The sequence below is a fragment of the Phytohalomonas tamaricis genome, assembly GCF_003012345.1.
Classification (GTDB): domain Bacteria; phylum Pseudomonadota; class Gammaproteobacteria; order Pseudomonadales; family Halomonadaceae; genus Phytohalomonas; species Phytohalomonas tamaricis.
This window is the reverse complement of the sequence record NZ_PVRV01000020.1, coordinates 88,874-100,674: the sequence shown is the minus strand read 5'-3', so window position 1 is coordinate 100,674 and position 11,801 is coordinate 88,874. Positions and strand designations below refer to the sequence as shown.

The 11,801-nt window shown below is 54.1% G+C and carries 9 protein-coding genes; 4 read left to right on the top strand and 5 right to left on the bottom strand.

Features of this window, described 5'->3' with window-relative positions:
• Positions 1 to 178 precede the first annotated feature (178 nt).
• Positions 179 to 808, top strand: coding sequence for a superoxide dismutase (locus C3Z11_RS05985; RefSeq protein ID WP_106477049.1), 630 nt, complete (start codon positions 179 to 181; stop codon positions 806 to 808).
• An 89-nt stretch (positions 809 to 897) separates the two neighbouring features.
• Here the strand turns inward: C3Z11_RS05985 and C3Z11_RS05980 are convergent, their stop codons facing one another.
• Positions 898 to 2,853 (bottom strand): DNA topoisomerase III, encoded by a 1,956-nt coding sequence (locus tag C3Z11_RS05980; RefSeq protein WP_106477048.1) that lies wholly within the window; start codon positions 2,851 to 2,853, stop codon positions 898 to 900.
• 97 nt (positions 2,854 to 2,950) lie between these two features.
• On the bottom strand, positions 2,951 to 4,870 hold the full coding sequence (locus C3Z11_RS05975; RefSeq protein ID WP_262927270.1) for a hypothetical protein: 1,920 nt from the start codon (positions 4,868 to 4,870) through the stop codon (positions 2,951 to 2,953).
• A 172-nt stretch (positions 4,871 to 5,042) separates the two neighbouring features.
• Here C3Z11_RS05975 and C3Z11_RS05970 point away from each other — a divergent pair, with 172 nt between their 5' ends.
• The gene (locus C3Z11_RS05970) at positions 5,043 to 6,875 is read left to right on the top strand and encodes an SEC-C domain-containing protein (RefSeq protein WP_106477047.1); all 1,833 of its coding nucleotides are present in this window, start codon (positions 5,043 to 5,045) and stop codon (positions 6,873 to 6,875) included.
• Between the two features lie 28 nt (positions 6,876 to 6,903).
• Here C3Z11_RS05970 and C3Z11_RS05965 read toward each other — a convergent pair whose 3' ends face one another.
• Positions 6,904 to 8,166, bottom strand: a complete 1,263-nt coding sequence (locus tag C3Z11_RS05965; RefSeq protein ID WP_394810198.1) for an AmpG family muropeptide MFS transporter — start codon at positions 8,164 to 8,166, stop codon at positions 6,904 to 6,906.
• 100 nt (positions 8,167 to 8,266) lie between these two features.
• Between C3Z11_RS05965 and rfaH the strand changes: the two genes are divergently transcribed.
• Positions 8,267 to 8,788 (top strand): transcription/translation regulatory transformer protein RfaH, encoded by a 522-nt coding sequence (rfaH, locus tag C3Z11_RS05960; RefSeq protein ID WP_106477045.1) that lies wholly within the window; start codon positions 8,267 to 8,269, stop codon positions 8,786 to 8,788.
• A gap of 12 nt (positions 8,789 to 8,800) precedes the next feature.
• Positions 8,801 to 9,307: an FKBP-type peptidyl-prolyl cis-trans isomerase gene (locus tag C3Z11_RS05955; RefSeq protein ID WP_106477044.1), complete on the top strand. Its 507-nt coding sequence runs from the start codon at positions 8,801 to 8,803 to the stop codon at positions 9,305 to 9,307.
• A gap of 19 nt (positions 9,308 to 9,326) precedes the next feature.
• On the opposite strand, the gene C3Z11_RS05950 is transcribed toward C3Z11_RS05955, so the two are convergent.
• Positions 9,327 to 9,788: a lytic transglycosylase domain-containing protein gene (locus C3Z11_RS05950; RefSeq protein ID WP_262927269.1), complete on the bottom strand. Its 462-nt coding sequence runs from the start codon at positions 9,786 to 9,788 to the stop codon at positions 9,327 to 9,329.
• A gap of 109 nt (positions 9,789 to 9,897) precedes the next feature.
• On the bottom strand, positions 9,898 to 11,607 hold the full coding sequence (locus C3Z11_RS05945) for a proline--tRNA ligase (protein ID WP_106477042.1): 1,710 nt from the start codon (positions 11,605 to 11,607) through the stop codon (positions 9,898 to 9,900).
• Positions 11,608 to 11,801: the final 194 nt, after the last annotated feature.

Genomic DNA, 11,801 nt, shown 5'->3' with positions numbered 1-11,801 from the left:
GTTGCCACGGCCGCTGGTAGGACATGTGAGCAAGAAGATCGCCAGTTCATCTGTCCTGCTACGGTCATGTGCCTTCGGCACAATATGGATTTCGAGTACTGGTTGTTATCATTGATATGACAACCGGTTCTACAAGTCGAACTGCTTAGCCTGCAGTTTATGAAAAAGGAGTTGACCCATGGCTTTTGAACTTCCTGCACTGCCTTTTGCCTATGATGCATTGGAGCCGCACTTCGATGCGGAAACAATGGAACTCCACCATACCAAGCACCACAATACCTATGTAAACAACGCCAACGGTGCGTTGGAAAAACTGCCTGAAGAACTGCGTCAGCTGTCAGCCGAGGAACTGGTACAAAAGCTTGATAGCGTGCCGGAAGCTCAGCGTACTGTGCTGCGCAATAACGCTGGTGGCCATGTCAATCACAGCATGTTCTGGCAGCTTTTGACGCCTAACGGCAGCGGTGAGCCGAGCGGTGAAGTAAAAAGTGCAATCGAGCAGAAATTTGGCAGCTTTGATACGTTCAAAGAAGAGTTTGCCAACGCTGCAAAAGGCCGTTTCGGCTCTGGTTGGGCATGGTTGGTTGTCAAGAATGGTGAGCTACAGATCACCTCTACAGCCAATCAGGACAGCCCGCTGATGTCTTCAGAATTCGGCGGTGCGAACGCTACCCCGATTCTGGGTCTTGATGTCTGGGAACACGCTTATTATCTGAAGTACCGTAACGTGCGTCCTGACTATATTTCCGCTTTCTGGAATGTGGTTAATTGGGAAGAGGTCGAGAAGCGTTATCAGGCTGCCAAATAAGCCTTAGAACACTATCGACTCAGTGAATCAGCTATAAAAAAGCAGATTCGCTTGAAAAGCGCCGGCTCGTTAGCTGGCGCTTTTTTATTTCAGGTGAGCGATGTTTTTGCTTTCTTTCGTGAGGAGGAGCGTCGCGGCGACGTACTGGCTTTTACCGAAGAGGCGCCCGTTTTAGCCTTCGGAGAGCGGCGCTTGGACGTTGAGGCTTGAGCTGTTTTTCCTCCCGCATTGGCGAAGGCGTGGCGCATTCTTGCCGCATCGGCCTGGTTAAGCAAGCTGACAAGTTCCTGTTTCAGGGCGGCAAGAAACGGGGCGGGTTGATCAGCATCTTCAGCAATTCGTACCAGCCGCTGTTCCCAAAGGGCGGTTCGCTCTGGTCGGGTTGCGCTCTCCGGCAGCGCAGCGATCAGCGCCCGCCCGGTACGAGTGGAGTAAAGGGTCGACTTGCTGCGCAAAACAAAACCGCGCGATATGAGCGTTTCAATAATGCCAGCGCGTGTCGCTTCAGTGCCCAGTCCGTCGGTTTCACGCAAGGTGCGCCGTACTTTATCATCCGTCACGTAGCGTGCCACATGGGTCATGGCATTGAGCAGGCTCGCATCGGTAAAAGGCTCCGGTGGGCGGGTTTCCTTATTCTCCACGGCGGCTTCTCGCACCAATGCGCTTTCTCCCTCATTAAGAGAGGGAAGTGCGGGGGTGTCGTCTTTTGTCGTGAATAACGGTTTCCAGCCGGGCACTAGAGTTTCACGGCCTTGCGTACGAAAACGTTCATCAAGCACGATAAACTCTGCCTTCACTTCAAGGTATTCCAACGGTGGATAGAACTGGGCCAGAACGTTGCGTGTGATCAGGAAATAGATATTTTTTTCATTCTGGCTTAGCGATGCCCATTTCGGTGTGCGTCCTGTGGGGGCGATAGCATGGTGGGCACCGACCCGCTTGTCATCAAACGCCTTGGAGCGGCGAGTGAAGTCAGCGTTATTCAGCCACTGCATCAGCGTCTCGTCGTGCTGGCAGGCGTTGCTGAGCGTGCGTGAAACGTCATGCAGATAGGTGTGCGGTAGATAGCGGCAGTCCGAGCGTGGATAGGTGATCAGCTGATGTCGCTCGTATAACGCTTGGCAGCAGTCAAGTACCATTTGCGCTGAGAGTTTATAGCGGCGTGCGGCATCGACCTGAAGGGTAGAAAGCGAATAGGGCAGTGGCGCATTTTGCCGCCGTTTCGTCGAACTGGCTTTATCGACGCGTCCGGTGGTGCCAGGAAGCTTTTCGCATAGCGCTAGGGCGGGCGCACGCTCAAGTAGACGTCCCTCCTCATCCAGTCTATGGTGTTCGGCAGGCATCCACCAGGCTCGGCATGTTCCATTCTTAACCTGAAAGTCAGCCCATAGTACGTAGTAAGGTACTGGCACAAAGCTTTCGATCGTCAGGTCGCGCCGCACGATCAGGCCGAGCACGGGCGTTTGCACGCGCCCTACAGACATGACGCCATCAACGCCAGCTTGCCGTCCAGTCAAGGTCCAGGCACGTGAAAGGTTGATGCCATAGAGCCAGTCAGCACGCGAGCGTGCCTGAGCCGCCTGAAAGAGAGGCTGGAATGCAGCATTATCCTGCACATTGGAAAGTGCCTTGCGCACCGCGCCGGGGTTCATGTCACTGATCAATAGCCGCTGTGTTGGGCCACGCCAGTTCAGATATTCCAACGTTTCCTGCACCAGCAGTTGGCCCTCACGGTCAGGGTCACCTGCATGAATGACACTGCTGGCCTGCTTGAGAAGCTTTTTGATGATCGCCAGTTGCGCTTTTGCCTTGGGCCGTGGTCTCAGCTGCCACTGGGCTGGCACGATAGGCAGATGGTCGAGCCGCCACGTCTTGTAGCGTGGATCATAAACATCAGGCGGTGCTTGTTCGAGCAGGTGACCAAAACACCAGGTGATGCAGACATCATCTGCGCTCAGATAACCCTCCGCCTGAGCGAAGCGCTGCGGTGACCCGGCAGCAATGGCACGAGCAAGACTAGGCTTTTCGGCAATAATTAAGCGCATGAGATGAAGCGACTCTCAAATGACGGGGCTCTAACGGCTGGATGTTTATCCAGTATCATAAACGATGATTTAACCGTCATGCGAGCATCTTCTAGCGTCACTTCTTGTTGTCGAGCGCACGGCGTGCCTGAACGAGCGCGCGGTACCAGCGTCGCGGCGGTGCGCCAATCATTGGAGGGCGGTGGCTCAGAAAGCTGACGGAGCGATGGGTAGAGGGATCATGATTCGATAACATTGTGAGCGTAGCTTCACGAGCACCATAGGTTGTTTTCAGAAATTCGATCGCTTCGGGTTGAAGCTCGACGCGATAATGTCGCACCAGCGCCAGCGCCAGTGATTCGGCGGTTCGTGAGAGATCGATATCGATTTCCTTGACCATGACGGCACCCAATGCAGCCTTGGCTGCAGCGGAAAGCCCAGGCTCGAGCTGACCGAAGTAGGCAGCATTGGACGTATTGACGGCACGCTGAACCTCGGGGCGGGAAAGATGCACATGAGGCTCAAGGGCAAGCGCTATATCGATAGCCAAGCGCTTGGCCGTATCGACGCCCACGGTAAGGGCGATGTCGCGGCCGGTATCGGCCCGCTGAGCATTAGCTTTGCGGCGCTCGCGAATCGCTTGCATATGGGGTGCTAATTGCTTGCACACTTCGGCCTTGGCCCGGTCATCAAGGGCAATCGTCGCTTCCTTGATACGTAACCCGCGCCGACCCGGTCCAATGCGCAAGCGGGTAGCGTTATCGGATAACCCCTCAGCAACACGCTCCCAGCGCTCACTCATTCTAAGCAGGACGGCGTGACTGCGCCCAACCTGGTCGTAAGCATCCTGAACTGTTTTAAACAGGCGAATAGCATTAGTCAGAATGTCGGCTTTATTACGTAACTGCAGGCGATACTCGTCATGGCCAGCATTAAGCGCCTGGGCAAGATGCTGAATTTGCTCGGCCAAAGCATCTAGCGCTTGTCTTGAGCGGGCTAGCAATACTTCAGCGCGTAAGCCAGCGGCAGCATCTTCTACCAGCGTACCGGATTGTTCAGCTAGATAGACTGTTAGTGCTTTCAGACGTGAAAGCCCCGTGGCTTGGGCGATACGGTAACGTGAACGGGCATCTTCAAGGTTGTCGAGTGCTCGGGCCAAGTGCCAACGTCCGCGATACTCGAAAGTCAGCATAGGGATCTCACGTCCACTGATCAGCTCGAACGCGAGGATGAGCATTTCCTCAACGTCCTGCAGCGTCATCAGTAACTCGTTATCCTGTTCGATGGCGGCAAGAATGCGTTCGATAAAGTTGTCATCCCGGGGAACCCCGTTATGCAGATCCGGTGCGTTGCCCATGAAACGCTCGCGCAGCAGTGAGATGGCATCGGGAGCAATGCCGGCCAGTTCGTTGAGTTGAGGTTCCAGCGTTTCGCGGTGCAGGGCAATAATATCCCCAATACGCGAGGAGAGCCCGACACGACGATAGACGTCAATTTGTGCAATGATGCGCGCGCTGTCACTGTCATCAAGCAGCTCCAGAGCGGCCAGTTCCACGCCTTCGGGGGATAGATCCTGCTTGCGCAGCAGCATGGCAGCGGCCTCGCGTCTTCTTGCATCACCTTCTAGGCTTTCGACGATCAGGTTGCGCGTGGCCAGAATAAGCTCGGGCAAGGTTTCGATAACGCGCGAGATCTTGGCCTCGGTACGCTCGTATTTGCGGCCCTTGGTAAGGTTATGTGCAATATTGGCTAATATCCCGGCGACACCGGTAATAACCGTATACGAAATGAAGAATACGTAGTTTTCAACCGTCGGTGCCTTGCCATAGCCGAGGAGATATCCTCCCCATGCACCGATAAGCGTAACGGGGCCAGCGGTCCAGAGAATTTGCAGAAGACTGACCGACCAGGGGACTTTTTCTACTGCAGCCGTGATACGTCTGATTTCATCGCGACCCTCGCGCTCAAGGCGAATCTGTGGCGCATCGCTGGAAGCAGCGTTAGGGCGACGGCGGAACAGCAGCTGCGGTGAAAACACGGTATATCCTTGGCTGACTGGAATCGAACCGATTGGGCGACCGTCGATACGTTAGCATTGCATCATGACGGTCGCCAGCACGGTAGTCCTTATTGCATAAGCGGTTATTGGTCGTTCTGGGGACAATAACGATCGCATGCTACGATAAAGTGATATTGAGCGGAGGGGCACTATGCTGGCGCAGTGGGTAGAACAGCTTCTAAGTTATGCCAGTGGCGCACTCGAAGCTATTCGTGATGATGAGCATTACCCTTCGTTGATGCGCTGGGCGCGTCAGGAAGGTGTGAAATTGCTGGGCCAGGACATGGCATTGGCTCAGGCGTTGGCGCCTGAGCTTTGGAATCAAACGCCATTGATTCGCCTTGACTTTAATTGTGAGCCGTTGGCGAGACCGGATCCGGATGAGCCGTGCTGGTGTGATTCAGGGTTGCGTTTCAATCAGTGCTGTGGCCACGTCGAATTACCCGGTGCGATCCCTCCTCATCTGATGTGGATGCTGTCGCTCAAGTCTTGGAAAGGCCCGATGTTACGCCGCGCCCTGAATTCGTGCCGCGTTCCGGCTCAGTCACTGCTGGAGGCGGGCATCATCGGTGCCGAAACCGGCCAGTTGGGGCGCGCGCAGATCATTCTTGAAGCATTGTTCCAGTGCCCGGATTGGAATCATCTGCCTGAGCAGTCCGAACCGGCCTTTGAGTTGCTGACGAATCTTTATCAGGAGCGAGGTTTTAGCCGCAAGAAGGCGGCATTGTTTGATAATGCCGTCGATCATGGGCCTCCTTTCCTGCGTGGTGCAGCGCTTGAGCGGCTGTGTCTGATGTATCTCGACAGTGATGATCTCAACAACGCGCGTGAGACTTTTCTGCATGCGCTTCAGACGATTCCTAACTCGCCAGCGCTGGCTTATATCGAAACCATGCTGTTGCTGCATGAAGGGCATGGCGAGGAAGCGCGTGAGCGAGCCAATTTCTGGTGGCGAAGGCTATCGAAACGCGATGATATCGAGCCGGAGCAACTCGATTTCCTGGCCACGCTTGCAGAAAACCCGGCGGCGGCACTTGCCGAACAGATGATTTATTCTGAGGAGGAGCTTGCCGAGCCGCTGGCCATTTTCCAGGAGCAGCTTACTTATCTTGAGGATGCGCCCCCCCTAGCGCTGGCGGTCAATGCCAAGGGCTATCTCGAATATCAGCAAAGCGATATCGATAGTGCCTATTACAGCGCTTGGCAACATGTATTCAGTAGTACGGTAGATAAGGATTCTGCGCTGGGGCTTAACAACGATCCCTGGTTCAATGCACGCGAGTGGCTAGGGGAACTCTGTCTGCATCCGTCTTGGCTGTCATCTCCTCCAGTAACGCAGGAGCTAGCCATGTCATTGACGAGTCGTTTTGGCAACCTGCCGTGGATGGTCAAGCCCTTCTTTGAGCCTTTGGTACAACGCTTCGATCAATGGTTGGGTCATATCGAAGCGAGACAGAAGCCTTTTCTCTGGGATGATGGCGACAATGCCATTGTGTTTCGTCTGGGGCTCGCACTGGTCATTGGTATGGAGCGAGGAGATAGACGGCGTTCCCGTGAGCTTGCTGAGCGGCTGCTGAAACTTGATGACGAGGACAATCTTGGACTGCGGGAACTCGTCCTTGAGCAGCTACTTCGCGAAGATCGAAATATCGAGGCATTGAAACTTATCGAGAGCATAGAAGAGAGCGGTGACGACGATAGACGCTGGCTGGGGTTGCTGATCGGCCGTGCGTTAGCCTTGTTTCGTCTGTCTCGCCGCGATGAGGCGCGACAAGCGCTTGAAAATGTTCAGGCTGCCAATGCCCATGTGCTGTCTCTTCTGATTAATGAGAATCCTCGTCGAGAGCCGCTCAGCGACGATGCACCGTCGCCGGGATCTCGTGCTGAGGCGTGGCAGTACCGCATATTAATGCGTGATCAATGGGTGACGACTCAAGGAGCGCTTGAGTGGCTTTCGTCGGTGCTTAAAAAGCGTGCCGTTTAAATCACATCTTCGTTTCTGAAAAGCGATGTCAGCGCGCTTCAGGGGATAGCATTGTGCGCCATTCCTTGAAGCGCCATAGCATCAAAAGCCCAGGTATTGCAGCGATTGTGCATATCCAGAAGAAGGCGTCCCAGCCCAGATGACTGGCAAGAATACCGCCGGGAGCGGCAATGACCACGCGCGGTAAACTCATGATGGATGACAGCAATGCATATTGGCCGGCAGTAAATCGCTTGTCGGTCAATGCCGCCATGAACGCTGTAAACGCCGCCGTGCCCATACCTGCTGAGATATTCTCAAAGCTCACTACGCTTGCCAGCCAGAATAGTGAATCACCCACGTGATGTAGCCAGATGAAGCCGGCTGTGGAGATCATTTGTAGTAGTCCGAACCACCACAGTGAACGGTAGATACCTAGTCGAACAATCAGGAAGCCGCCTAAAAAGATACCGCCAAGCATTGGCCAGAGGCCAAAAATCTTGACGGTGGCGCCTATTTCACTGTTGGAAAAACCAATCGCCTTGTAGAACGGCGTCGTCAGGTTGCCGGCGACTGAATCGCCAAGCTTGTAAAGCAAGATGAATAACAGAAGCCACAAGGCGCTGGGGCGCTGTAAAAAATTGCGTATTGGCTCCCAGAAGGTACTCCGTATCTGATGCTTCGACCCGCCCTGGTTGGTCGGCAGGGAGGCAGATACCTTATCGGGCTCAGGGGCCAGTAAAGTCACCAGCATGCAAGTGCCAAGAATGGCGCCCATGGTCAGATAGGTCGCCTGAAAGCCGATGAAATCAGCAAGTACCATGCCGCCGCCAGAAGCCAGCAGCATGCCGACACGATAGCCGTAGACATAGAAACCGGAGCCTAATCCCAGTTCCCGCTCAGGAAGATGTTCACGACGATAGGCATCGATGACAATATCCTGCGTGGCACTGAACAGGCTGATCAGTAATGCGATCAAGCCTATCAACAGCGGTTGGGTGCTTGGGCTAAAAAGAGCGATGCTCATGATTGCCGCTGTCAGCAGCAACTGAACGGTGATCAGCCAGCCGCGGCGGCGACCGAGCCAAGGGGGTGACCAGCTATCCAGTAGCGGCGCCCAAAGAAACTTGAGACTATAAGGCAGACTGAGAAGTGCGAGAAAACCTATAGCATCGAGTGGTACATTAGCATCAGTCATCCATGCTTGAAGTAGGCTGCCGGTCAGTAAAAGTGGTAGTCCGGAAGCAAACCCCATCAGGAATGTGATACCATGCCGAGTAGATACTTCTCTTATTTCTCTCAGTGAAATCAATGAATTGCCTTATTTGAGCAGAGTCGTAAAATGAACCGGGTTTAAAGGGTCGATTCTCGCAAAGGAATGCCGCAGAGGCTAGCCAGGCAGGATATCCCAGATGAGCGAAAATGCCGATGAACAGTTGCGCTGGTATGCCATACAGTGCAAGGGAGGCGAGTCCTTTCGAGCCGCTGAGCATTTGATGCGTCAGAATTATCATATTTTTCACCCCGTACTTGAGGTTGAACGCAAGCGACGTGGCAAGGTTGAAACGCAGCGTGAGCCGCTGTTTCCGTATTATCTTTTTATTCGACTCGACAGACAGGCGAGCAATTGGCGGCCCATCCGTTCGACGCGAGGCGTTTTAAAACTTGTTTCCTTTGGCAGGGAGCCGGCTGCTGTTCCGGATGGATTGATAGAAACGTTGATGACTCAGGCAAGCGAAAGCGAGAATCACGACAATGCCAACGCTTACTTCCGCCCCGGTGCCAAGGTTGAGATTACCGACGGGCCCTTTAAGGATCTCGAGGGGGTCTTTATCAATCGTAAAGGTGAGGAGCGCGTTATCGTATTGTTGAGTATTCTACAGCGCCAGCAGCACATGGCGTTTTCAGTCAAGCAAGTACGCAGCGTGGAATAATAAAGGTCAAGCATGTCGATCAATATGCACCGTGTCGTAAGTCTTCATTACCTCTTGAGCGATGAAGGCGGGCAGCTCCTGGATAATACACGAGCACGCAATATGCCTCTTCATTACCTCCACGGTCATAACAATATTGTGGCCGGACTGGAAATGGCCTTAGACAAGCATGGGGTAGGTGAAACCCTTTGCATTACGTTAACGCCTGAGCGCGCTTATGGCGCTCGTAATGAAGCTCTCGTACAAAAAGTGGCGCGCAATGCTTTCGATAACGCCACACATCTTGAGCACGGCATGCGCTTCCAGGCTGGTATGCCAGGTAATGAGCGTGTCGTGACGGTAGTCGATATCAACGAGGCGCAAGTCACGGTCGATGCCAATCATCCGTTGGCAGGAAAAACGCTAGTGTATGAGGTTGAAATCCTCGCCATCCGGGAGGCTACGCGTGATGAACTGGCGGTAGGTCATCCATTGGAGCCCAGCATCTCACATCGGGATGTCGAAGGTTATCGCCACTGATGTGATTGCTGGCGAGAGCCTATTGGCTCACCCACCAGTGGTGTGTCCAGGCCTCCAGCACTCTTTCCGGATACCAAGTCTGGTGACGGCTACCGTTGTAGCGCGCCAAGGCTTTGGTCATGTCACCGCGCTCTTGTTTGAGATAGAAGGCCAGAATGGTACAGCCGTACTCTAGATTGGTTGCCGGATCAAAAAGATCATCTGCGGGGCGGCCAATCTCTTTCTTCCAAAACGGCATCACCTGCATTAATCCTTGTGCGCCAGCACTTGACACCGCATCTGCAGCAAAACGACTTTCGATCTGAATAAGGGCAAGCACTAACTCGGGATTCAGGCCTGCGCGGCGGGACTCGCGCTGGACAAGGCTCAGGAGCTCAAATCGCTGATTATCATGGGTGACATATGGCGTTAGGCGATGACGCATATCGAGCAGCCAAACTTCGGCATCGTAATGATCCTCGAAGCCGTGCGTATCGCTCATTACAGCTTCGAGTGTGGTCAGAAGAGCGTGGGGTAGGTCAGCTTCAGAAATGGTAGCTGCGGCGAGTGTGGGGCCGTTAAGCCCCCACACTGATGCAGCGAGGGTGAGCCTAGCGGCCCATCCTCTCAGCCAGGAAATCGATAATTGTGGCTTGAGGCACAAGTGTCGCCTCATCATCTTTCCGTCCCTTGTATTCCAGTTCGCCATTGTTCAAGCCACGCTCGCCGATGACAATGCGATGAGGAATTCCCATCAATTCCAAATCGGCAAATTTGACCCCAGGCCGAATATCACGATCATCAAGTAAGACATCGATACCGGCAGCCTGCAGCTGGCTATAGAGATGCTCCGCCGTTTCGCGGACGAGCTCCGATTTGTGAGCGTTCATCGGCACTAGCGCAACTGAATAGGGGGCAAGTGCCTCTGGCCAGATGATGCCGCGCTCGTCGTGGTTCTGCTCGATCGCTGCTGCGACTACACGCGTCACGCCGATGCCGTAGCAGCCCATCATCAACGGTACGGCCTTGCCGTTTTCATCCAATACTGTTGCATTCATTGCATTGGAATATTTGGTGCCGAGCTGGAAAATATGTCCTACCTCGATGCCGCGCGCGATGGAGAGTGTGCCGAGTCCGTCAGGCGATGGGTCGCCTTCAATCACGTTACGTAAATCGGCTTCCTTGGCCAGAGGCAGGTCGCGTTCCCAATTGATGCCGAAGTAATGCTTGCCATCGATGTTAGCGCCCGCACCGAAATCGCTCATCAACAGTACGCTGCGGTCGGCGATAATCGGCATATCGAGCCCCACCGGACCGAGCGATCCGAAGCCTGCACCCACGGCCTGACGTACGTCTTCATCGCTGGCCATGGTCAGTGGTGCCTTTACTTCCGGCAGATTCTCGGCCTTGATTTCATTGAGCTCATGATCGCCGCGTACCAGCAACGCTACCAGGCCGCCTTCGGCACCTTCTACGATCAATGTCTTGATCGTTTTCTCGATCGCCAAGCCGTGCTGGTCGACCAGTGCGGCAATCGTCTTGGCATCAGGAGTATCGACCAGATGCATCGCTTCTTGAGGCGCAGCGCGATCCATACCGTGGGGTACGGCTTCTGCCTTCTCGATATTGGCGGCATAGTCGGAACCGGTGGAGAAAACGATGGCGTCTTCTCCCGATGCGGCCAGTACGTGGAACTCATGCGAGCCCTCACCGCCGATCGAGCCGTTGTCAGCCATGACAGCACGAAAATCGAGGCCTAGCCGAGTAAAGATGCGGCTATAGGCGTCATACATTGCTTGATAGGTTTCAGCCAGTGATGTCTGGTCAACATGGAAGGAGTAAGCATCCTTCATGATGAATTCACGTGAACGCATCACGCCAAAGCGTGGACGGATCTCATCACGAAACTTGGTCTGAATCTGATAGAAATTGCTGGGTAATTGCTTATACGAATTTATCTCTTTTCTGATCAGATCCGTAATGACTTCTTCATGGGTCGGGCCTATGCAGAATTCACGGTTATGGCGATCGTGCACACGCAAAAGCTCCGGACCGTATTGCTCCCAGCGGCCGGATTCCTGCCACAGCTCACCAGGCTGGACAGCCGGCATCAATACTTCCTGAGCACCGGCACGGTCCATCTCCTCGCGCACGATACGTTCAACCTTGCGTAGTGTTCTGAGTCCAAACGGTAGCCACGTATACAAACCCGAGGCGAGTCTGCGGATCATGCCGGCTCGCAGCATCAGCTGATGGCTGATGATTTCTGCATCGGCGGGAGTTTCCTTCAAGGTCGAGATCAGCAACTGACTGGCACGCATGTGACCGGGCTATCCTTTGGCTACGTGAAAAGGGCAACAAAAAATCTGGATAAGTAAGCGTTCATGAACGCTTGGCATCGTTGGTGGCTATTGTAAGGCCAATTGCGCGTGTACGGCTAATACCGAGGACGGCAAAAATTCGCCAGCAGGCAGCATTCGGGAAAATAGCATCGCTATGGGTCTGACCTGCTAGG